General features: G+C 57.9%; 16 protein-coding genes, 3 tRNA genes and 1 pseudogene. 12 read left to right on the top strand and 8 right to left on the bottom strand.

The window, feature by feature from the left end; genetic code table 11:
• Window positions 1-37: 37 nt before the first annotated feature.
• From OKB77_RS14630 to OKB77_RS14620, 3 genes are all read right to left on the bottom strand, one after another.
• Window positions 38-805, bottom strand: a complete 768-nt coding sequence (locus OKB77_RS14630) for a hypothetical protein (RefSeq protein WP_270817880.1) — start codon at window positions 803-805, stop codon at window positions 38-40.
• 185 nt (window positions 806-990) lie between these two features.
• Window positions 991-1,275, bottom strand: a complete 285-nt coding sequence (locus tag OKB77_RS14625) for a hypothetical protein (protein WP_016350135.1) — start codon at window positions 1,273-1,275, stop codon at window positions 991-993.
• A 781-nt stretch (window positions 1,276-2,056) separates the two neighbouring features.
• Entirely contained in the window at window positions 2,057-2,716 is a 660-nt protein-coding gene (locus tag OKB77_RS14620) for a hypothetical protein (RefSeq protein WP_270817879.1), read from the bottom strand.
• Between the two features lie 94 nt (window positions 2,717-2,810).
• On the opposite strand from OKB77_RS14620, the gene OKB77_RS14615 reads away from it, so the two are divergent.
• The 11 genes and pseudogenes from OKB77_RS14615 to OKB77_RS14565 all read left to right on the top strand — a co-directional run bounded on the left by OKB77_RS14615 (window position 2,811) and on the right by OKB77_RS14565 (window position 18,502).
• Window positions 2,811-5,654, top strand: coding sequence for a tape measure protein (locus tag OKB77_RS14615; RefSeq protein WP_270817878.1), 2,844 nt, complete (start codon window positions 2,811-2,813; stop codon window positions 5,652-5,654).
• A complete protein-coding gene (locus OKB77_RS14610; RefSeq protein WP_215269999.1) occupies window positions 5,651-6,019 on the top strand; it encodes a hypothetical protein in 369 nt (122 codons plus the stop codon). The genes OKB77_RS14615 and OKB77_RS14610 overlap by 4 nt, the downstream gene beginning before the upstream one ends.
• Window positions 6,016-9,609 (top strand): curculin (mannose-binding) lectin protein, encoded by a 3,594-nt coding sequence (locus tag OKB77_RS14605; RefSeq protein WP_270817877.1) that lies wholly within the window; start codon window positions 6,016-6,018, stop codon window positions 9,607-9,609. Before OKB77_RS14610 ends, OKB77_RS14605 begins: the two co-directional genes overlap by 4 nt.
• Window positions 9,610-9,648: 39 nt before the next feature.
• Window positions 9,649-10,860, top strand: a complete 1,212-nt coding sequence (locus OKB77_RS14600) for a hypothetical protein (RefSeq protein WP_270817876.1) — start codon at window positions 9,649-9,651, stop codon at window positions 10,858-10,860.
• Window positions 10,861-10,863: 3 nt separating this feature from the next.
• Entirely contained in the window at window positions 10,864-12,444 is a 1,581-nt protein-coding gene (locus OKB77_RS14595) for a hypothetical protein (RefSeq protein WP_270817875.1), read from the top strand.
• Between the two features lie 2 nt (window positions 12,445-12,446).
• The gene (locus OKB77_RS14590) at window positions 12,447-12,851 is read left to right on the top strand and encodes a hypothetical protein (RefSeq protein ID WP_213388966.1); all 405 of its coding nucleotides are present in this window, start codon (window positions 12,447-12,449) and stop codon (window positions 12,849-12,851) included.
• Between the two features lie 12 nt (window positions 12,852-12,863).
• Window positions 12,864-14,813 (top strand): hypothetical protein, encoded by a 1,950-nt coding sequence (locus OKB77_RS14585; protein WP_270817874.1) that lies wholly within the window; start codon window positions 12,864-12,866, stop codon window positions 14,811-14,813.
• Window positions 14,810-15,034 (top strand): hypothetical protein, encoded by a 225-nt coding sequence (locus tag OKB77_RS14580; protein WP_182932628.1) that lies wholly within the window; start codon window positions 14,810-14,812, stop codon window positions 15,032-15,034. The genes OKB77_RS14585 and OKB77_RS14580 overlap by 4 nt, the downstream gene beginning before the upstream one ends.
• Before the next feature lie 118 nt (window positions 15,035-15,152).
• Window positions 15,153-15,653: pseudogene (locus tag OKB77_RS14575) on the top strand (AEC family transporter); the annotation flags it as partial.
• Between the two features lie 265 nt (window positions 15,654-15,918).
• Window positions 15,919-16,383 carry a hypothetical protein gene (locus OKB77_RS14570; protein WP_076491525.1) on the top strand — a complete coding sequence of 155 codons (465 nt, stop codon included), beginning with the start codon at window positions 15,919-15,921 and terminating at the stop codon, window positions 16,381-16,383.
• A 283-nt stretch (window positions 16,384-16,666) separates the two neighbouring features.
• A complete protein-coding gene (locus OKB77_RS14565; RefSeq protein ID WP_150389034.1) occupies window positions 16,667-18,502 on the top strand; it encodes a sigma 54-interacting transcriptional regulator in 1,836 nt (611 codons plus the stop codon).
• Between the two features lie 169 nt (window positions 18,503-18,671).
• On the opposite strand, the gene OKB77_RS14560 is transcribed toward OKB77_RS14565, so the two are convergent.
• From OKB77_RS14560 to OKB77_RS14540, 5 genes are all read right to left on the bottom strand, one after another.
• Window positions 18,672-18,748, bottom strand: a tRNA-Val gene (locus OKB77_RS14560).
• Window positions 18,749-18,766: 18 nt separating this feature from the next.
• Window positions 18,767-18,843 (bottom strand) — tRNA-Val (locus OKB77_RS14555).
• Between the two features lie 13 nt (window positions 18,844-18,856).
• Window positions 18,857-18,933, bottom strand: a tRNA-Val gene (locus OKB77_RS14550).
• 159 nt (window positions 18,934-19,092) lie between these two features.
• The gene (locus tag OKB77_RS14545; RefSeq protein WP_043820305.1) at window positions 19,093-20,472 is read right to left on the bottom strand and encodes an MATE family efflux transporter; all 1,380 of its coding nucleotides are present in this window, start codon (window positions 20,470-20,472) and stop codon (window positions 19,093-19,095) included.
• A 148-nt stretch (window positions 20,473-20,620) separates the two neighbouring features.
• Window positions 20,621-20,827: a YaeP family protein gene (locus OKB77_RS14540; protein ID WP_005336882.1), complete on the bottom strand. Its 207-nt coding sequence runs from the start codon at window positions 20,825-20,827 to the stop codon at window positions 20,621-20,623.
• Window positions 20,828-20,957: 130 nt separating this feature from the next.
• On the opposite strand from OKB77_RS14540, the gene OKB77_RS14535 reads away from it, so the two are divergent.
• Complete coding sequence (locus OKB77_RS14535) at window positions 20,958-21,860, top strand: DMT family transporter (protein WP_270817873.1); 903 nt, start codon at window positions 20,958-20,960, stop codon at window positions 21,858-21,860.
• The last annotated feature ends 81 nt before the right edge of the window (window positions 21,861-21,941 follow it).

Raw genomic sequence — 21,941 nt, 5'->3', positions numbered from 1 at the left:
GGAGACCCGCTGTTTTCATAAAATTAAGTTAATTAACTCAATCATCGAATAGCTGCCAAATGTCTTCGAATTGATACTCATTAATACATAGCTCACGTAATTTTTGAAAATCAAAATGCTTGTCTATAGTTTGATATCGCACGCCGCAATATCTTAAGTATGTAAGGGCGTAAGCATATTTTCTTTTCTGCAGGGTGATAACGGAAGTATCACCTCCATTTGAAACAAAAAAATCCCAGTAATTGCACAGAAGATTGAATTCAAATCCTAGTCTAGTTATATCCGCATTTGCATTTTTTCTATATTCATGCTGAAGGAATAGCTCATGCCTCTCATCTTCAGTCATCATTTCAGGATCTTTTGGAAAGACAATCTCTGATGTGAATACAATGATTTGTAGTAGGCTTAGCCGAGAGTCCTCAGTGCCTCCTATTATTGCAGTTACTTTGCTATGAAGTAGAGAGTCAATGTTTCTTGATTGCTCATTTATGTTTGCTTGGATGCTATCTATTTTTCGCTGCTTCTCAAGTATATTTAATTGTTTTGCTTGTACAGATAATGACTCTTGTTGTTGTTTTATGGTCATGAATAAACCAATGAAAGCACCTATTGATATTAATGGGCCAACTGTACCACTTAGGTAACTACCAAAATTAGCCCATGCTTGATCATTTCTAGATATACTGAACCCTGATGCTGGGCCAAAAACAATGAAATAAAAAATGAGCGGTGCACATATAAATAGTATAAACAATACCAAGATAAGCCATTTTCGAGATAGATAGTTTTTTTCCAAATTGAGCATGTACAGTCCTAACGTTTCCAAAACTCGCCATAAAACCACTCATTTTGCCATCCCTTTGCCATAGGGCATATCTGAATCTCTTAGGAATGCCCGATCTCCACCTTCTCAAGCTTGAAAGTAGGCTTTGGAGTTTGAGCTGCTGGAAAGAGTTGTTTTGTGCTATCCGGTAGGGTGAGGCTTGGCATTTAGCGTAATGCTAGCCGTTTAATCATGGCCAGTGGTTGAGATGAGGCTGAAAGGGGGAGGATGGAGTTCTCTAACCACTGCCAGTCCAGAGGCGGAGTTCCCTCCTTAAACTTCTGGTATGGCACGCCATCCTTGATAGTCAGGAACAGGGTGCAAGGCGTATCGGCACGGCAGACATAGCGCACCATCACATCGCCATGAAGTGAGCGCAATAGATGTTTCAGGATCGGCAGCCCTTGTATGGTGTGGTGCCCCCCTTCATGCCAGACGCCAAATTGATGCATTCATTCCATACCTTTGCTCAAGTGAATCTAAGTTTTGACCGTCTGGGCTCACTTGCCACTGTCAGAAATGACAGTCCATTGAGTTGTCAGTGATCGAGCAGGAGGGGAAAACAGCTGACCGTGGATGGCGAGACCGCCCCCTTCTATGTGGATCGACCGGAGACGGTGTAAGGGGCGGGGAGACCCGCCGTTTTCTGATCGATAACAAGGGCGTATATCACCAGGGCCACAACCCTTGACGTTGAAGGAAATCGCCTTCGATGACGATCGTTATCTTGGTTAACTGCGTTGTGATCGAGTTGCCACGGACTCGTACGTTATCAAACGTGTGGATAGCAGGACGGCCTTTGTGAGTTGCTAGAGTGATTGATCTTGTTGGGTCTGGTACGAAGAGAACGCGTTTCTCTTGATCCGTTCGCGGCGTTACATCAAGGAGCCTTCCATCTGGCGACCTCCACACGGTATGAAAGATGGCCTCCGCAAAAGCTTGCTGCTTGTCTTGGGCCAAGATCCAGCCTGATTGTGGTTTACCCCCGGCGTGTCGAGTTTGGAGCCATACATTGAAGTGGCAAAAGTCTGGCTCTGGTACGAATGCAGTAGGTCGCGAAAATTTTAGGTGAACGGCTTCACTCACATTGAGGCCAAGATAGTCCACGAGACCATGAATGGTTCTATCTATCCTCTTTGGAGATTGTAGTCGGAGCTGGGTTACGTGCATTGTGATACCTATCATTTGATACAAATGGAATTAAACACAGGACTGCGGTGGGAAACGCCTTCTTTAGTCTGTTGTGGGAAAGTATCTTAAAATTTCGTCATTTAGCTCCCAGCTATCTGCGTTACTGAAATCATTGATGAGCACCTGAAACTTCATACGGTAAAAATCTATGATTTTAGAACTTCCCCCAGCGGCTTGAAATTCTCCCATGCACCAACAGAGCTCTTTAAACTGAGATTCGAGTCTATTAAATAATTTGATACATTCTTCACTGCCAATGTAACTGAAAATCAAGTCGTCATTTGCGAGCGGATTGTGTTTTATGCAGTTAGCACAGGCGATTATTTCTGATAAAAAGAAGGTTTTTACATCGTTATTGATTGCGTCTCTGAGTGGTATGGGGTGGGTTACTGTCAGATCAATGGCCGCAGCAGTAGTGGAAAGCAGCCTTTGGAGTTCATCTATAGTTGCTCTGTTTTCGGCAAATCTGAGCTGTGTCTGTTGCGCTCTGTACGTTAGCCAAATGCCGATAAAAGCAAGGGCTGAAAAAATGGGGCTGAGAACACCTCCAAAGTATCCACCAAAGTTAGCCCATGCCTGATGCTGATCAGATAGACCATTCTTCCCAAAGGTAGCGCTATAAGGGATGATAACTATAAGTATGACTAAGAAAACCAGTAAGCTGGCTAAGTAAAGTGGCAATTTTTTATTGTATTCTTTCATTGATTAAACCCTGATTCTCAGTAATTCATCAGAAACCCACCAATTTTGCCATATCTCCACAATAGGGCATATCTGAATCTGATCGGAATGCCCCATGCCCACCTCTACCACCCTCAAACTTGCCCTAGAGCTGGCGGCCAAGGTCACCGGTCGGGAAGACCTGGCCGCCTTGGCGGGTGAGGTACAGGAGCTGGGCCCGATCTCGGACGAGACGGCTGCTGAAACGGCACAGTTGGCCGAGAGCCTTGAATCGTTAAGCCGCCAGCAGGCGCTGATCCAGCAGTTCAATGACTCAAAAGCCGCCCTGACCCAGCTCGAACTGGCGACAGTGCTAAGCCGTGACAAGCTGGAACAGTTGCGCCGTGAGCAACAAGCGGGCAGCGGAGATGCCAAGACGCTGGCCGAACAAGAGCGGTTGCTGGCCTCCGAGGTCAAGCAGCTGGAGCGCCAGCTGGTCGCTCAATCCGCCAGTCATACCCACCTGCATGCAGGGCTCAAGCAGTCCGGGCTCGATACCAGGAACCTTGCCCAGGAACAGCAGCGCCTGCAGCGTGAGCTGACTAAGAGTGTCGCCCAGACCGAGCGGCTGGGACGCGGGCTTAGCCAGGGCAGTCAGCAGGCCGGTGGTTTTCAAGGGGCCATCGGCAGTCTGACAGGCCGCCTGGTGGCGTTGGCTGGTACTTGGTTTGGTATCCAGACCCTCACCAGCCAACTGATGGCCATGTTCCAGACCGGCGATCAGGCCGAGCGCCTCGATGTGCAGCTCAAGGCGGTGATGGGATCGATTGCCGGTGGCAAAGAGGCGTCAGCCTGGATCAAGGACTTTGCCAAGAACACCCCCCTGCAGCTTAGTGAAGTCACCCAGGTATTCGTGCGGCTCAAGGCGTTCGGCATCGACCCTATGGCGGGGGCCATGCAGGGTATTGTTGATCAGGCGTTCAAATTGGGCGGCGGTTTTGAAGAGGTGCAGGGCATCTCCCTGGCCCTTGGCCAAGCCTGGGCCAAGCAGAAGCTGCAGGGTGAGGAGATCCTGCAGCTGATTGAGCGGGGCGTACCTGTCTGGCAGATGTTGGAGCAGGTGACTGGCAAGAATACTGCCGAGCTGCAGAAGCTCTCTGAGGCAGGCAAGTTGGGCCGTGAGACCATCTCTGCCCTGATGAACGAGATTGCGGCCCAATCGCGCGGTGCCGCTGCCGACAACATGAGTCTGCTCTCCGGGCTTATCTCCAATGCCCAGGACAACCTCGCCAAGTTTTACCGGATGGTGGCCGAGAACGGGGCGCTGGCCTGGCTCAAAAACCAGCTGGCCAACCTTAATGCCGAATTTGAGGTGATGGCCAGGGATGGCCGCCTGCAGGCATGGGCCAAGCGCCTCTCCGATGGCTTTATCTCCATGGGGGAAACCCTCAAGTCGCTGATCCAGACCCTCTCTGAGTGGCGCACCGCGCTAACCGTGCTGGCCCAGGCTTGGGTCGGCCTGAAAATCGCGGGCTGGATGGGTGATCTGCGCAGCCTCTATGCCCAATTTATTGCCATGCCTGTGGCGACAGCGACAGCAGCAGGCGGCATGACGACAGCGGGCACGGCAGCAGCCGGTGCGGCTATCGGGGTCAGGGTGCTGGGCGCTGCCGTCAAGGGTCTGCTGGCCGCCGTGGCGGTCGAGTCCATCATCCAGATCACCCAGTTTGCCTCTGCCCTGCGCCAGCTGGTGCAGGCTGAGCTGGCACTTAGAGAAGCGCAGGGGCTGAGCTCCGAGACTCAGGCCCGCCTCAATGGTCAGTTTGCCGCCCTGTCAACGGAGCTGGGTTTTGCCATCACCAGCATGGCGGATCTCGATCGCCTGGTCGCCGAGGGCAAGGTGCATTACGACGAGGCCACTGGAAGCTGGCGACAAGGCGCTGCAGCCGTTAAAGCGCTGGGTGATGAGGTCAAGAGTACCCGCGATTATCTGGCCGAGATCAATGCGGTGGCCAAGCAAACCGCCGCCGATGGCCCAGCCAAGCTGGCCAAGGCGTTTGAGGAGTTGGGGCTGGACTTCGAACGGGCCAATGGTCGTATCGGTGCGGGCTTTCAGAAGACCATCGGCGCCCTGGATGTATTGGTGGCGCACACGGGCGCCAGTAGTGCCGCCATCGAGGAGGCGCTGGCCGCCGCCTACAACAGCACCAAGACCACCGCCGAGATCGATGCGGTGATCGCGCGTCAGAAGCAACTGGCCGCCCAGGGCAAAATCACCGGGGATGCGCTGGCTCGCTCCATGGCCATCGCCGCCGATGCCATGGCCAAGGTGAAAGGGGGGAGCGGCGATACCAAGCAGGCCGTCGCGGCCATTGGTGATGGTTTTGACGAGGCCGCCGCACGGGCCAAGGGGGCCACCGATGCGATGCGGGCGGGGCTTAAAGGGGTTCAGGATGAAGCCAAGCAGACGAATGCCAGCCTTGCCAGTAGTGGCGGAGGAGGTGGCCGAGGCGATATCACCCGCACCGTGAACGCCGGTTCTTTCTACTACAAGAGCGTAGACATCAACAGCCTGCGCGGCAATGCCGAGGGGCTGGCCAATACTCTGGCCGGGGTGGAGGAGGAGCTGGCCCGCTACAGCCAGAAGGTCAAGGATATTCCGGCCTACAGCGAGTGGAGCAAGTATTACGGCGAGAAGTTCCAAAAAGAGATGGAGGCGATGCAGGCTCGCCTCAAAGAGGAGCTCAACAAAGCGTTGGCCAAAGAGAGTGCCAAAACCAATCAGGCCGCCGCCCAGCCACCGGCTCCGGCTGTCGCGCCATCTCCCCCCGGCCCCAACACCCCAGGGACGCGTAGGCCCTTGTCCGAGCGGATCACCATCGAGCTCAAAGGGGCAGGGGGCTCGGCCGAACTGCAGGCCGATGAGGCCAATGCGAATGCCCTGATTTCACTCCTTAAACAGCAAGGACTTCGCCAATGAACGTGACCTTAAACAGCGTGCTGCTGCCAGATGATCTGGTCTGGCGCGACGAGTTCGAATGGGCGCCGGTCGAGCAGGTGGTGACCCCGACCCTGAGCGGCGCCCTGTTGGTGGAGGAGACCGCCAAGCCCGAGGGACGGCCGCTGACCCTGAGCGGGCATTGCTCCCGCGCCAAGGTGCAGGAGCTCAAGGTGCTGGAGGCGCAGGTGGCCCAGTTGATGACGTTGACCCTGCTCGATGGCGTGGCCCGCACCGTAGTGTGGCGCCGTCCAGGTGTGGTGGCCACGCCATTGATTGAGATGGCCGACCCGGAAGGGGGTGACCCCTATGCCTTGACCCTGAATCTGACTGAGGTAACCCCATGACCATTCTCTCTGGCGATATCTTGCTGTTGGCCAGCCAGCGCCTGGTTGATACCGATGACGGCGGTGGTCGCATCACTGGCCGCGAGATCATCAGCGGCAACCATAACAGCCTGTTCCCTGACGTCAGCGACATGGATCGGGCCTATGGCACCGTGAATATGCGCAAGGCGTTTCTGGCGGTGCAGACGGACGACACCGACACCTACTATGGCGCCAATGCCATGGTACTGCTGCCGCCCAGTGACCCCAGTGTCAACCTGACGCTGATGACCACCAAAGACCACAACGACACCAGAGGCAACGCCCGCAATACCCTGGAGCGCTATCAGGCCCGAGGCCCGAAGTGGCAGGGGGTGCTCTACGATACCCAGCTGGAAGGGCAGCGGGCGATCCGTATCCTGCAACGCATTGAGGTGCGGTTGCCGGAGGTCGGGGAGGTGCTGGTGCTGGTCGGCAACGAAGGGAAGGGGAACGAGGTTGAGCAGTATGTACGGGTTGACCGGGTAACCGCCGAGCTGCGCAAGTTCGGGGTGGCTGGCTACCAGGGCGAGTTCACCCGCAACGTGGTCACTTGCGTGATCACTGACCCGCTGCGCCACACCTTTGAAGGGGAGCAGCCCAGCCCCTATGACCAGGCAACCACCAAGACCACCCTGCGGGAAACCGTGGTGGCCGATGCCGCCAACTACTTTTCGACCACCAAGCTGGTCGCGGATACGGCGCTGGGTGCAATGCGGGTGCAGGCCAAGACCATCTTCACCCAGCTGGTACCCAGTGCCCGCAGTGAAACCCCGGTGGTGGATCTGACCGCTGCCGGTGAGCTTGGCGCCCTGCTGGAGTCCGGGGTGGGCAGTCCTCACACCTTCACCACCACCTCACCGGTCAGCCCCAGTCAGGGGCTGTTCCTGGGGATTGGTGCCATGCCGGGCAGTGTATCGGTCACCATCGGTGCGGCGGTGATCACCGACAAGGGCGGCGAGCTGTTCCTGGTCGGTACCGTGGTGGGGGCTATCGACTACGGGCGCGGCCTGCTGACCTTCAACAGCCAGTGCCCGAACTATGGCGCGGCCAGTAAAACCGTGAGCTTTCGCCCGGCAGTGATGCCATCGCGCATCGCTGACACGGCCCAGATCCAGATTGCCGCCAATAACCGGGGCTATGCCTACACCGCGACCCTGCTGCCCACCCCTTGCCCCGGTTCGCTGACCGTCAGCTATCTGGCCCAGGGCAAATGGTACGACCTGAAAGACAACGGGCGCGGGGAGCTGTTTGGCCAGGACAAATCCTATGGTTCTGGCCTGCTCAACTTCACCACCGGCTCTGTGGTGCTGACCCTGGGGGCCCTGCCGGATGTGAACAGCGCGATCATGTTCAGCTGGGGTACCAAGGTCTCTTACCTCAACCGCGCCAGCCTGGTGCTGGATCCGGTGCAGCTGACCCATAAGCTGGCCCATGAGGGGATCACCCCCAACAGCCTGACCCTGACCTGGCAAGCCGGAGGCGCGACCAAAACCGCCATCGACAACGGGGCTGGCCAGCTGACCGGCGATGCCACCGGCACCATCAATTATGTGACCGGCGATCTGGCTCTGCGGGTGCCAACCCTGCCCGATGGCGGCCAGGAGTACCTGGTTGTTTACCAGTACGGCGACCCAGATACCCAACGGTTTGACTACCCGGCCCGCAACCCGGACGGGACGATCACCATGCAGCTGACCAAGCAGAACCTGACCCCCAGGATGGTATCGGTGCGCTGGAATGCCCTTTATGAGGAGGTGAAGGACGACACCGAACTGGTGATCGCCCACCATGACCCGATCATCAGTGTGCGCGACAACGGTGCTGGCAAGCTGCTGGATGCGGCAGGGGTAGAGCGGGGCACCGTCAACTACACCACCGGCCAGATCACCATCAAGCCGGATGGCCAGGGCGGCATTCCGAAAACCCGCTATGAGTGGCGCACCATCGGCACCTATGGCGATGGTCACGGCAACACCATTGCCCGCCAGCGCTGGACGTTGGTTGAAATCTACTATGTGCAAGCCGCCTACCTGTTCCCGGTGGACGACAGTGGTTGGGTCGAGGTGGAGTACCGCAGCAATAACGCCAGCAGCGCGGGCCAGGACACCGTGAAGGCCACCCCGTTGGTATTGGATATCACCCCGCGCAACGGCGAGGCGATCCTGGCCAACTCGGTGCGCTTTGCTCTGGGCGGGTCGGTCTATGTGGACAGGCAAGGGATCCTCTATCGTAACATCGACCCCGCCACCGGGGCCGGTGAGCAGGCCGGGACACTGGATTACGCTACCGGCAAGGCGACCGTCACGGTCTGGAACCCCGGCGCGGCGCCCGTACCAGCCCTGAGTTCGCTGGTCACCAGCCTGGTGGCCCAGACGGTGGACGAGGTGACATTCAGGACGCCGGGGGCACCCATTGCGCCATCCAGCCTCTACCTGAGCGGCAACACCGCAGACGGGCGCCGGTTTGAGGTGACCGCCAACGGCGATGGCACCATCACCAGCCAGGATGTAACCGGCAAGGTGGACTATCAGACTGGGGTGGTATCGGTACGCTTTGGCCGCCTGGTGACGGCAGCGGGCAACGAGGGTAAACCCTGGTTTGACCCCGATATGGTGGTCGATGGCAAGATCTGGCGCCCCTTGTCGGTGGTGGCTGACACCATCCGGTTTAATGCGGTGGTCTATAGCTATCTGCCGCTCGATGCGGATCTGATCAAGCTGGATCCGGTGCGCCTGCCATCCGATGGCCGGGTGCCCTTTATTCGTAAGGGTTACATCGTGGTGGTGCATTCCACCAAGCGCAGCGCCTTCCCCATGGGAGTGCAGGCGGGGCAGCAACTCAATACCGGGCGCGAACGGCTGGCCTATTGCCGGGTGGAGGATAAGAACGGCAAGGAGCTGGCGCCGCAGCTCTACAACGTCAACATGAACAGCGGGATGGTGACCTTGGCCAGCCCGCTGAGCCTGACCGGCTATGTGGAGCCGCTGACTGTGGTTCATCGGATTGAGGATATGAGCCTGGCCACCGATGTGGAGATCTCGGGCCGCATCACCCTGGCTCGGCCCCTCAGTCACAACTATGAGGCGGCGGATACCCTGGTCTCCAGCGCCCTCATTATCGGTGACCTGTGGGCCCGCTATGGGGCGCTGTTCGACCAACGCACCTGGACAAATAACTGGTCTGATTTTCTGATTGGCGACCCCTGCACGGCGGAATACAACGATACGGACTTCCCGATCGTGGTGACCAACCGGGCCACCCTACAAGAGCGCTGGGCCATCATCTTCCAGACCTCCACCACGTATATTTTGGTCGGCGAGCATGTGGGCCAAATCGCGGTGGGGGATGTGAATACCGATTTTGCCCCCATCAACCCCAATAACGGCCAGCCCTATTTCAGTCTTGACCGGCGTGGCTGGGGGGCTGGGTGGGCTGCGGGCAACGTGCTGCGCTTCAACACCTACGCCGCCAATTACCCGATCTGGTTTATCCGCACCATCTTGCAGTCGGTGGCAGCGGTGGATACTGACCGTTTCGAGGCCCAGCTCAGGGGCAACGTCAACCGTTAACCGGTGAGGCGTTGCGCCTTGCCCGTGGAGAGAAAAGCGATGGCTGAATACAAGGTCAAATGGTTTGCAAGCGAGATGCAGGGCGCACCGAGTCTGGGCGATACCGCAGAGGGCGCCCTGGCGGCGCTACTCAAGGCGGTGCTGGTCACCGGCTTTGGCACCCTGACCATCAACGCGCTGGCTTTCGATGTCGCCAAGGGGTGGGCGGTGGCGACCTTTACCGGTGGGCATGCCTATCTGCAAGACTCAGTTGTCCAGGTCGAGGGGATATCGCCTGTTGCCTACAACGGCGAGCATCGGGTGATGCAGGTCACCGCCACTCAGGTCTGGTTTGAGATTGACGGCGGCAACCCCGGTGCTGCCGGTTCTGGCGCAGCCATGACCATGAAGGTGGCGCCGCTGGGCTGGACGATTACTCATGAAAGTGGGGACGGCAAGATCTTTATCGTGCGCCCCACCAATGTCAGTGAGTCGGGCAATGTATCGTGGCGAATTGATAACAGCGCATTCACTGGATGGACGGGCTCTAACCAGTATGGGTTTGCCTCCTATCTGGCCAAGATCACCATGGTTGAGGATGTGGTGGATATCAACACCTTTACCACTATCTATGACCATCGTTGGCCTGCGACCCAGCGCTATACGGCAAAGACCTGGGATCTGATAGGCGATAGCCAGTTCTTTTACTGGCTACCGAGCATTGGCAACTACAGCTATCAAACCGTCTATTGCACCGGCTATATCCGTTCAGTCAGACCCGGTGACCGTTACCATGCCGTCCTGTGCCATTACTTCACTACGGCGGCGAATGCCAACGAGTCAAACTGGGGTAACCGGGATGCGAGTGGTGCCGCTTATTGGGGCACAACACTCACCACGTTCAACACCACCGATCAACGAGCGATTGCTCGCCCATATCATCAGTTGTTTGGCACAACATCATGGTGGATCAAGGGCATGTTTGCCCGTTTCGGTGTGGGGTTGGCTGTACCAAACGGCCCAGATAACGGATTTTATCTATCTACCGACCCCTGCATGGTGCTGGAGAATGGCAACCATCTGCGTGGGTATATGCCGGGGTTTGTCGTGCCATACGGTGATATCGGCGGCTGGCATCGTAAAAACTTTGGCGATTTACCAGCGCTGCCAGGGAAGAAGGTGCGCTTCATTCGTGGGCTCTATCAGGTAAACACATACCAGTCAGATCCGCGCTCACTGATGGGGTTCGACATTACGGGCCCCTGGAGGTAAGTCATGGCCACTTTTTTGCCGTCAAAAGGGTGGCTGATGCTATCGGCTGCTCAGACCATTACTTATGACGCTACTTCTGATGTGAGCGCAACCAGCGGAGCAGAGTGGGCAGACTGGTTTGGTGATACCGCTGATATCGGGTTGTTCCGTTATGCCTATAACAAGAGCGGCATCGCTGATACTGGCGTATGGGGTGGGTCTATCCCGTTCAAGCCCCTTGGATATCGGTTGAAGATTGGGGCATCCAATGCCTGCTGGGCAAACGATTTTTGCGATATGGATCTGGAGTTTTTGGATGCGGCGGGCAATGTGGTCGCCGCAATTCGCACCAGAACCGATGGCACCTATCGCAGCGGTTTATGGTATGGCCCAAGCCTTGCCAGCCTGACCAAAGCAACCCAACGAGACGCATATCCGCGAACCTATGGTGAGCTGACCTTTACCCCAACCAGCCTGATTTATACCGATGATGGCGGTCAGCATCGCAATCAGTCATTTACCCTGACCTGCAATATGACGGTGGTGACGAGTTTGCGCTTTAGCAATATGCGCTCTTGCGAGACGTATACCAGTGCGAACGGCTGCCGCGCCGAAACCTATTTGCGTATTGCTAGCGGGCCACCGGGGTTTAATGGTGACTTTGCTGCGCTGACCGCAGAGCAGTACACCGCTTTGCAGCCAGATTTGGTATTGCCAGCCGGTGCCGCCATTGCCCATCAACCAGGGGTTGGGCTGGTCGCTTCTGGCACTGCACCGGCCTACGCCTTAGCGCGTAGCATCTTGCCTGGCCAAACGGCGGTGCTGTTTGATGCGGTTGGCGCTGTGGTGGCCAAGCTGGCTTATATCAATGGCGTGGCCAAGTTGACGGTGGGTGGAATCACGAGCGAGGGGGTAACCGATGTCCCCTATCTTGGCTTGGCTACCATCAATGGCCAGGTGTTTGGCTATTACCAGACCAAGATGGTGGTGCGTTCATCGCAGTTTATTGCCCCACCAAAAAGCCGGATCTGGATAGAGCTACAGCCTGGGCAGACGTTGGCCACCATAGGTACTGAGTTCACCCTGTTGCTGGCTGAATACACCTATCAGTTATATCGCCATACTATCACCGCTGTTGCAGCCAACCAGGAACAGCGCAGCCAGTTCCAGCCGCAAGATGTGGCCTGGCGTGGCGCACCGCCGATGTATGCGGGCCCGGTCAACCTCCAGCAGCAGACCCAGTACCCGCTCTGCAAGGGGCGGGATTACTTTTGGATCCGCGATGGGGTGCGCAACGTGGAGCAGGGGTTTATTGAAAGTACGGTGACTATCAGCGGGATGGGAGTGCGGCGCCGGGTACTTTGCTTTACCCAGGATGGCGAATTGGTTGGCGAGACCTACAGCCGCGCATCGGATGGGGTCTATCGGTTCGATCTGTTGTGGCTGAATCGCCGTTATATGGTGGTCGCCCAGGATGACCCGGCATATGGCCCTGCCGACTACAACGCGGTGGCCGCCGACTATCAGGCGCCAAAGCCCTACCCGCCTGGCGGCGGGGTGGCGCCCGAGCCTTTCCCCATGATTGTCCCGCTCAAGAGGAAATAACCATGATCTCCTATGCCGAAGGGCTGCGCACCAGTCGCGCCCAGCTATTGGCCACGGCCATTGATACAGGCAGCGGGGCCAGTGCCAAGCTGACCATCTATACCGGCACCAAACCGGCACCGGGGGCGGCCCCTACTGACCAGCTGGCTCTTGTGGTGCTGACGTTCAGCCACCCTTGCGCCAAGACGATCAGCGGTGGGGTGCTGACCCTGAAACCCTTGGCGGAGCAGATGGCCACAGGCAGCGGCGCCCCCACCTGGGGGCGCATTGTTGACCGGGATGGGGCCTTTGTGGCGGATCTCGATGTCGGGGTGCCGGGCAGCGGTGCCGATCTGGAGCTGCCCGCAGCGGAGTTTTTTGCCGGTGCGCTGATCCGCATTAATACCGCCACCATCACTGAACCGTAACCGGGGGGCCATATGGCCAGAAAGGATGCCAGCCTAGAGCTGCGTAAGGCTCGCAGCATCAATGGCCAGCTGGAGCTGAATCAGTCTGAGGTGGTGCGGCTGGTCGGTATCCTTAACGGTACCACCATGCCGCCACGCCTGAGTGCGTCACCGAGTCTGGTGCTGTCATCGGTATTGGCTGGCGCCCCGCATCGCCCCAGCGCGATGCTGGACGGTTCTGTGGTACTTGATGCGGTGCTTGCCAGCCATACACATGGCCGTGGGGAGCTGGTCGGCGCGTTCGTCATTGAATGCACCATGGCCAGCACATCCCGCGCCCCGCAGCCTGTGCTCGCCGGGCAGTATGACCAGAACGTATTCCGGGGCCCAGCCAGTGCAATGGGGGATGCCTGGGATCGGGCAGATAGTCATTCCCAGGACCTCAGTAGCGAATGGCAGAAGGCAGGCACCGAGCGGGCAACCAGCCGCGCCCTGTGGCAACAGGCCGCCGCGCATCAGCAGCAGGTGGATGAGCTGGGCGAGCAGATGCCCCAGACGTTCATGGCCAATCAACAACGCTTTGCCGAGGGGCTGCCGGTCAGCCAGCAGAACCGCCAGGGCTATGACAGCCTGGCCGCTGGCCATGTGGCGAATCAGTCCCTGTGGGTTGAGGCGGCGCCGGCCAGCAGCTGGCGCCTGGTCGGGTTCACCAACCCGCCGCGCTTTGACCAGGCTTGGCAGGCTGACCAGTGGCAAGAGGGCATCCCTATCGGTAAAGGGGTGGCCGCCCAAGCCTGGCACCACGGCAAGCCGCTGATAGAGGGCTGGCGTGATGGCTGGGATGAGGCCATGTGGCCATCCAAGGGCAAGACGCTGCCGCCAGAACCACCCAAGCCACCCATCCGCCCCGATAAGCGGGTGCTGCGTTTGGCTTTCGGGCGCAAGCGCGACATGGCAGAGCTGGAGTTTGTCTGGCAGGGCAGTGATGCGGCAATCGTCATTCCAACCCGGAGGGTTTATCTGGTGAGCAATACAGCGAAGATCGTGCGGGTACGCGATGGGCTCGATATCCCTGCCACGGCGGTAAGTATCGAGCTCGATACCGACTCCTGGGCGTGGCAGTTCAGCGCTCAAATTCCCCGTATCGCGGCAGCGGCTTTGACCGATGAGGAAGAGGTCAGCATTCATATCAATAGTCAGCAATGGGACTGCGTGTGCGACGGTTGGCAATCGAGCCAGAGCTTTGGCCGCGAGTCGGCAACGCTGACCGGCCGCTCGCGTACCGCTTACTTGTCGCCGACCCATGTATTGGCGCAGGCGGTGAGTGAGCCTGCTGCCGCGACTATGGCCCAGCTAGCTGCTGCCGTATTGCCGGTGGGCTGGACGTTAGATTGGCAAGCGGCGGACTGGTTGGTACCTGCCGGGTTCTTTAGCCTGGATAACCAGACTCCGATTGAGGTGGTCAGGTACCTGGCCGAGGCGGCCGGTGGTTTTGTGCTGCCACACCAGCGCAACCGTCATCTGGTCATCAAGCCGCGTTATCCCACCGTCCCATGGCAGCTCGATACTGCAGAGGCCGATGTGGCGATCCCCCGCGCCATCATTACCACCCTGGGCAGTGACTTCCAGCCGGGTCATGCCGCCAACGGGATCTGGGTCAGCGGTGGTCATCAGGGCATCAGTGCGCGGGTGGTGCGCCAGGGGACGGCTGGCGAGCAACAAGCGCCAACCATCACCCACCCGTTGGTGTGTGATGTGACGGCTGCCCGTGCCCAGGGTGTGGTGGGGCTGGCCAAGACCATGCCCAAGCGTACCCAGACCATTGAACTGCCGTTGTCTGCTGATACTGGGCTGATCCTGCCGGGCGCACTGCTCGCAGTGGATGGTTGCAAGGGCTACAACCGGGGCGTCAGGGTCTCTGCTGCGCTGCAGAACAGGGCCATGACGGTGCGTCAGCAACTGAGTGTGGAGCGATTTGTATGAACCTGTTTAAGCGATTCCTGGAGCTGGTACCCGGCGCTGATCCCTTGCTGGTCGGTACCGTGACCGCAGTAGGTACCACGACTACCACTCTCACTGTGTTGGCGGGTGGAACGGTCACAGTACGGGGCACCGGGGTAGCCATCGGCAAGAAGGCATTTTACAGGGGAGGAGAGTTGGCAGGGGAAGCGCCTGATTTACCGACCTATGAGATAGAGGTTTAATGCTGGTTTAACGGGCTTATCAAACTCAGTGATTCCAGTGCCACCAAGTTTGATAAACTACTGGGCCGGTAGCTTTTCATTTTCCCCGTAACTCTTTTTCATTTTCGGCGGCGGGCTACATCTGCTGCACTTCTCGGTCGGTATGTTTATCCTCTCGGCCAATACCTCCCGCTGGCTGTGGCTGCGCAGCCCTGTGTTGTGGGCCGCGCTGGCCGGTTTGCTGGTGGCCAACCTGCACATTACGCTGCCGGAATATGTGGTGACTACGGCCTCGCTGCTCGGCCAGATCTCGGTGCCCCTGATGCTCTTTGCGCTGGGCATTCGCCTGATGGAAGGAGAACTCGATCACCTTGGCCTCGCGCTCAAGTGCAACCTGCTCTATCTGCTGGCGGGGGGATTGTCGCTGCTGCTGGCGATCTGGCTGTTGCCGCTCAAGACGGAGTGGATCCCGCTGTTGATGTTGTCGGTTTCCTTGCCCCCTGCGGTGTTGAATTACATGCTCTGCGAGCAGTATCACTGTCAGCCGGACAAGGTGGCCAGTATCGTGCTCGGCGGCAATGCCCTCTCTGTGCTGGTGATCCCGCTGGCGGTCTGGTTGGCACTTCATCTGCCTGGCTAAGTCAGATTGCATCGCTGCGGCGGTGCGACTCACTGGCCAATTGCTTGATCGAACCGAGTCACAGTCGTTCGCATCTCATCCTTGCAGGGGAAAGTTAGCCTATCAGGATCAGCAAGCTTTTCCATGCCATCTCTGTCCATCATTGCCTCCGTAATATATCTGTCGTCCCCGTATCCGGCCCCTGAGCCCCAGGGCTAACGGCGACAGCTATAGTTGAAAAAGAGCTGACTGACACTGTTTAACCAATGCCAGTGAGGGAAACCGGATGAGCACAAGTGAGCAATCTGATCCTGTGGGGCAGGCAAAATCGCGCTATGACCCGGCATTGCCTACCGGTTATGACTGGCGCAGACACCGCCGTTTTATCCTCAGTGGGGGTGGTTACAAGGCAGAATGCAGCCGTCGTAACTGGTTTCTGGAGTTGCTCAACCCGGTACCCTATGTGGTGGTGCGCGACATAGCCATCGGCGGCATCGGTATTCTGGGGGCCATACGGTTGAAAGAGGGGGATGAGCTGGTGATTGCCATTCCCTCTGGCGAGAAGCTGCGCGGTCTGGTCGTGAGATCCCAGCCAGACCCACTCTTTCCCAAACTCTATCGCACCGGTATTCGTCTGCATCGTTATCCGACGGCCGAGCTGTTTGCCCGCTGGCAAAGTTACATTCAGCCGCAAGATAAAGCGGATTTCGACCATGAGTGTCAAGTCTTGAAACAGGTACGTGGCGCGTGAGCCAAATGCCATTTCAGTGGCTGTTTTCCCCACCTTCAGCATGATTTGTCGATGGATTCCGCAGATCTGCAGGCTTGGCTGTCCCGAGTGGTTTATCTTGCTGCATGTGTTTTCATCTTTATGTTTTTATTGAATTTTATCTGTACCTCTGAAGTCGCGGAGGATGCGGATCATTTTCCCTTTTCGTGATCCCCCCCGAAGTAGTTCCCCCTGATATCCCTTAGTATCTGGCCAGCATGACTCCCTTTAGGGGGAAGATAACAAGAACAAAAAGGAATGATGGATGAGATCCGTGAGCAACCAGTGTCTGTTGATGCAGATCCAGCCGACCATCTTGCGCTTTGCCAAGATGCTGGCCAGTGTGCTGCAGCTTGAGGTCGAGATTGTGGATGCCGATATGGTTCGGGTGGCTGGCACCGGGCCCTATGGCAAGTTCTTCGGACGTCAGCTGGAGGGGGATTCCCGCCTGCTGCGTTATGTGATTGATAATCAGCGGGAGAAGATCGTTACCCACACCAGCGATGATCCCGTCTGTGACGGTTGTACCTGCAAGGAGAGCTGCCGTGAGCGCGCCTTCCTCGGGGTGCCCATCATGGTGGACGAGCGCTGCATCGGGGTGATCAGTCTGGTGGCCTTCAGCGACGAGCAGCAGGCGCGCCTCAACAACAATCTGCAGGATGTGTGCGACTATGTGCGCCACATCTCCACCATCTTTGTGGCCAAGTTGCTCGATTCGCGCGGGCTGTCGGACGGGGTCAACAAGGTGTTCCTCAATCTGATGACCAACATGGATCAGGGCTGCCTGCTGCTCGATGACAAGAGTCAACTGCTCTACGCCAACGAGGCGGCGCTCCATCATCTGGGTTGCCAGCAGGAACAGCTGCAGGGGCGCGAAGTGGGGATCCGACCGCTCACCTTTTCCCAACAGGGGCTGAGTGGTCATCTTCAGCACATCATCACCTTTGAAGGTCGTCAGGAGCTGATCATCGGCCAGCTACATCATGTGCAGGGCCAGCAGCTCTTTCTGATGGCGTTTCACCAGTCCCACTCCGGTCAGGTTCAGGAGCCGGATCCGGATGTGCGGATCGATCAGCTGATCGGCGAGAGCAAGCCGATGCGCACCCTCAAGCGGCTACTGCACCGCATCGCCCAGAGTCCCTCCAGCGTGCTGATTTGTGGCGAGAGCGGCACCGGTAAAGAGGTGGTGGCCCGCGCCGTCCATCGCCTGAGTCCCCGTCAGGACAAGCCTTTCATCGCCATCAACTGTGCCGCCATTCCCGAACAACTGCTGGAGAGCGAGCTGTTTGGTTATGTGAAGGGCTCCTTTACCGGTGCCTCCAGCGGTGGCAAACAGGGTCTGATCCAGGCGGCCCATCAGGGCACCCTGTTCCTTGACGAGATTGGCGACATGCCGCTCACCATGCAGGCCAAGCTGCTGCGGGTGCTGGAGCTGCGGGAGGTGACCCCCATCGGGGCCAGCCGACCGGTGCCGGTGGATATTCGCATCATCGCCGCTACTCACCAGCATCTCGATCAATACATCGCCGAGGGGAAGTTTCGTGAAGATCTCTATTACCGCATCAACGTCATCCCTCTCAACCTGCCGCCGCTGCGGGAGCGGGAAGGGGACGTGGAGCTGCTGACCCACTACTTCCTCAACCTCCACACCTGCCGGATCGGCATCGTCTATCCCGGTCTGGCACCCGAGGTGATGGCGCTGCTCAAGGGGTATCGCTGGCCAGGCAACGTGCGCGAGCTCAGCAACCTCATCGAATATCTGGTCAACGTCAGCCAGGCGGGCGAGGTGATTGACGCCAGCCTGCTGCCCCCCAACATCATCCGCAATCAGGAGCCCCATCGCGTGGCGGCCCAGTCGATCCCGGTGACCAATCTGGATGCGGCGTTCAATGTGCCTGCCACCGCTCCGCTTGTCGCCACGCCGGAGAAACTGCCTGAACCCGTTCCGGGTGAGAGCGGCCTTGAGAGCATGGAGAAACAGATGATTGAAGAGACCCTGCAGCGGCTTGGCAACAAAAAACTGGCCGCACAGGCGCTGGGGATTGGGATTGCCACCCTCTATCGCAAGATAAAGAAGTACGAGATTGCCGTGCAGAGCTGAGGCGCTGGCGGCATCGATCTGGCCCGTGTCGTTTATCAGACGACACGGGCTTTTTATGGGAACAAGGTTCTGCGCCATTGCCGAATTGTGCTGAACGGAGTGGCGGGGCAGGGCTGTGGCTGCATGGCAGAATGTAAAAAGCCCGCTCGATGAGCGGGCTTTTTTAATCTGGTGCGTCCTAGTGGATTCGAACCACCGACCCCCACCATGTCAAGGTGATGCTCTAACCAGCTGAGCTAAGGACGCATAATCAGTATTCTGTAATGGTGCGTCCTAGTGGATTCGAACCACCGACCCCCACCATGTCAAGGTGGTGCTCTAACCAGCTGAGCTAAGGACGCATCACAGAAAAAGTGGTGGGTTTAATTGGATTCGAACCAACGACCCCTACCATGTCAAGGTAGTGCTCTAACCAACTGAGCTATAAACCCACTTTCTCTTACTTCACTACGCCAGCGCTGCTGACGTGGTCGGCATACTACCCATGCCCCCCAAGGCTGTCAACAGGCCATATGCACAAAGGAGACTGTTTGCCCAGTTCTTGCGCAGCCTGTTGATTTTGCAGGCGAGTTGTCGCTCGCCAAGCCCTGTTACTGAGATCGCGACAGGGTAGTGCAGGCTTCCGGAGTGGCAAAACGGCCATAGATGTAGCGCAATCTCGCCCCCAGCATCAGGGCCGCGCTGGTGAGGCCGACGATAAAGCCGATCCAGAAACCCTGCGGCCCCATCCGCGGCACCAGCCAGTCGGTCAGACCCAGGATCATGCCGGTGGGCAGCCCCAGTCCCCAGTAGGCGACGATGGTGACGTAGAAGATCGCCTGGGTATCCTTGTAACCGCGTAGTGCGGCGGCCGCGACCACCTGCACCGAGTCGGAGATCTGATAGATGGCGGCGAAGAACAGCAAAATGGCCGCCAGGACGATCACCTGCTGATCATCGGTATAGATGGAGGCGATCTGCTCGCGCAGCAGTACCGTCATGGCTGCAGTGGCAGCGGCGATGGCCATCCCCAGCATCAAGCCGGTGCGAGCAGCCACCCGGGCATGATGGGGCTGCCCTTCACCGATGCTGTGACCGACCCGGATGGTGACACCCACCCCGATGGAGAGGGGCAGCATAAAGACCAGGCTGGAGAAGTTGAGCGCAATCTGGTGGCTCGCCACCGTCTCGGCACCGAAGGGGGCCAGCATCAGGGCCACCACGGTAAACAGGGTCACCTCGCAGAAGATCGCCATGGCGATGGGGAAGCCCAAGCGGAACAAGCGCCAGATCCGGCTACCGTTGGGGCGAGCCAGCTGGGAGAAGAGGCGGATCTCGGTGAAGTGACGGGAGAGCTTCACATAGAGGATCATCGCCAGCAGCATGGCCCACAGCACGATGGCCGTGGCCACGCCACAACCCACCCCGCCCAGTTTCGGCATGCCGAAGTGGCCGTGAATGAAGATGTAGTTGGCGGGAATATTGACCGCCAGCCCGACAAAGCCGATCACCATGGTAGGCATGGTGTGGGAGAGCCCCTCACTGAAGTTGCGCAGCACCTGGAACAGCACGAACGCGGGCAGACCCCACAGGATGGCGTGCAGATAACCAGTGGTCTTGGCAGCCATCACCGGTTCCACATCCATGAACTGCAACGCCAGCGGGCTGTAATAGAGCGCAATCATCGCCAGCGGGGTGACGATGAGCGCCAGCCAGAAGCCCTGATGGACGGCCGGGCGGATTTGATCCCGTTTACGGGCACCATTGAGCTGGGAGACGATGGGAGTGAGCGCCATGATGATCCCCTGCACCAGCAGGATCACCGGTAGCCAGAAGCTGGACGCCACCGACACGGCAGCCAGATCGACCGCACTCACCTGTCCCGCCATCACGGTATCAACGAAGTTCATGGCGACCTGGGCCACCTGGGCGACCAGAATGGGGCTGGCTAGACGGACGAGCTGCTTCGCCTCGGACCAATAACGTTGCACTGACACCTCCGAGTGGATCAGATAGATAGAGAAAGAGCGGAAATCGGGAAGAGCCTTTGCACTTTCGGACGAAAGTGCAAAGGGTGGGGGAGGCATTCTAGCCTGAAATTCAGCCAGGACGAAATAGTTGCCACCCCGGGGGGCAGGATCAGGCGTCTTCGTGATCGCTGATTAGCAGGTTGGCTGCCGCATAGGCGGCCTGTTCACGCAGTTCGGCGGGCACCCGCTCATCGGCGGCGACCGCATTGAGGGCGCGGATAGTAGCGGCGATGGCGTTTGGCACATAGCCCTGCTCGCCGGAGCCAATCTGGTTATAGGCGATACGGATCGCTTCACAGCACTCATAAACCATCATGATTTGCTTCCTTGAAAGTAAAAAGGCGAGCAAATATAGCGGTTTTGCTCCCATTTTGTCAGTCTTGCGGTTGTAATTTGCGGCAAGCCCGTTAGTTTGATTATCCCCTTTTCCTGTTTCGGCCTCTTTGATGCTGCTCTCTTCGCGCAACTCACTGGCGATCTTTCTGACGCTGTTTGCACTTCTTGCCCTGACGCTTAAGGATGGCGCGGACAAATATCTGGTACTCCATGGCTACTCCGTGATGGAGATGGTTTGGTTTCGCTTCTTTGTTCCTTTCCTCGGTCTGCTGCTGTTGTTGCCAAGGCGCACCATGTCGGCGCTGCTGGCGGTGGATCGCTGGCTATTGTTGCGCTCGCTGCTGTTTCTGGTCTGTGCGCTGGTCTCGGTGATTGCGCTGGCCCATGTACCGCTCAACGTCTACACCATCATTTGCCAGCTTGGTTCGCTGGCCTTCGTGGTGGCGGGCGTGATCTTTTTCAGGGAGCGTCTGACCCGGACCAAGGTGGCGGCCGTGCTGTTGGGGTTGTTTGGCGTGCTGGTGGTGACCCATCCTGACGGGGGCGACGCGAACCTCTACTATCTGCTGCCACTGGTCATTGTACTGGCCAACACCGGCTACAACCTCATCACCAAGCTGGTGGATCCACGTTTGACCACCCTCGATATCCTGATCGTCACCTGCTTCATGCTGGGGATGGTGGCAATGGTCGCACTCTGCTGGCAGCCTGCACTGTGGCGCTCCCCTGGGCTTGCTGACTTGCCCTATCTGCTGGCGCTACCAGTGGTGACCCTGCTCTCCCAATATTGCCTTATCAAGGCGATGCAGTATGCGCAGGCCTCTACTCTGGCGCCCTTCTTCTATTTCCAGATCTTTTTTTCTACCCTCTGCGGCTATCTGATGTTTGGTGAAATGCCGACCCTCAGTAGTATGGCGGGGTGTCTGCTCATCGTGCTGGCTGGCATAGTGGTCATTCATTCCCTGCGCCGGGCTCGAGTGCTGGCGCGGTCTGAGGCGGCGGAGCAGGTGTGACAGTTTGTACGAAACGAATTGTGTAAAAAACGGATTATGTAAAAGAAGCGGCCACAGGCCGCGATAAAAACAGAGCGTGTT

Origin of the sequence: Aeromonas sp. Y318-3 (assembly GCF_027706185.1) — a bacterium.
GTDB lineage: Bacteria > Pseudomonadota > Gammaproteobacteria > Enterobacterales > Aeromonadaceae > Aeromonas > Aeromonas veronii.
This window is presented reverse-complemented; position numbering and strand designations above follow the sequence as displayed.

What these genes read in the sequence shown, in the direction of transcription:
- OKB77_RS14615 (WP_270817878.1), top strand. Translation starts at nt 2,811, where the DNA reads ATGCCCACCTCTACCACCCTCAAACTTGCCCTAGAGCTGGCGGCCAAG.
- OKB77_RS14605 (WP_270817877.1), top strand. Translation starts at nt 6,016, where the DNA reads ATGACCATTCTCTCTGGCGATATCTTGCTGTTGGCCAGCCAGCGCCTG.
- OKB77_RS14535 (WP_270817873.1), top strand. Translation starts at nt 20,958, where the DNA reads ATGCTGCTCTCTTCGCGCAACTCACTGGCGATCTTTCTGACGCTGTTT.
- OKB77_RS14610 (WP_215269999.1), top strand. Translation starts at nt 5,651, where the DNA reads ATGAACGTGACCTTAAACAGCGTGCTGCTGCCAGATGATCTGGTCTGG.
- OKB77_RS14570 (WP_076491525.1), top strand. Translation starts at nt 15,919, where the DNA reads ATGAGCACAAGTGAGCAATCTGATCCTGTGGGGCAGGCAAAATCGCGC.
- OKB77_RS14620 (WP_270817879.1), bottom strand. Translation starts at nt 2,716, where the DNA reads ATGAAAGAATACAATAAAAAATTGCCACTTTACTTAGCCAGCTTACTG.
- OKB77_RS14580 (WP_182932628.1), top strand. Translation starts at nt 14,810, where the DNA reads ATGAACCTGTTTAAGCGATTCCTGGAGCTGGTACCCGGCGCTGATCCC.
- OKB77_RS14590 (WP_213388966.1), top strand. Translation starts at nt 12,447, where the DNA reads ATGATCTCCTATGCCGAAGGGCTGCGCACCAGTCGCGCCCAGCTATTG.
- OKB77_RS14600 (WP_270817876.1), top strand. Translation starts at nt 9,649, where the DNA reads ATGGCTGAATACAAGGTCAAATGGTTTGCAAGCGAGATGCAGGGCGCA.
- OKB77_RS14540 (WP_005336882.1), bottom strand. Translation starts at nt 20,827, where the DNA reads ATGATGGTTTATGAGTGCTGTGAAGCGATCCGTATCGCCTATAACCAG.
- OKB77_RS14585 (WP_270817874.1), top strand. Translation starts at nt 12,864, where the DNA reads ATGGCCAGAAAGGATGCCAGCCTAGAGCTGCGTAAGGCTCGCAGCATC.
- OKB77_RS14565 (WP_150389034.1), top strand. Translation starts at nt 16,667, where the DNA reads ATGAGATCCGTGAGCAACCAGTGTCTGTTGATGCAGATCCAGCCGACC.
- OKB77_RS14595 (WP_270817875.1), top strand. Translation starts at nt 10,864, where the DNA reads ATGGCCACTTTTTTGCCGTCAAAAGGGTGGCTGATGCTATCGGCTGCT.
- OKB77_RS14630 (WP_270817880.1), bottom strand. Translation starts at nt 805, where the DNA reads ATGCTCAATTTGGAAAAAAACTATCTATCTCGAAAATGGCTTATCTTG.
- OKB77_RS14625 (WP_016350135.1), bottom strand. Translation starts at nt 1,275, where the DNA reads ATGCATCAATTTGGCGTCTGGCATGAAGGGGGGCACCACACCATACAA.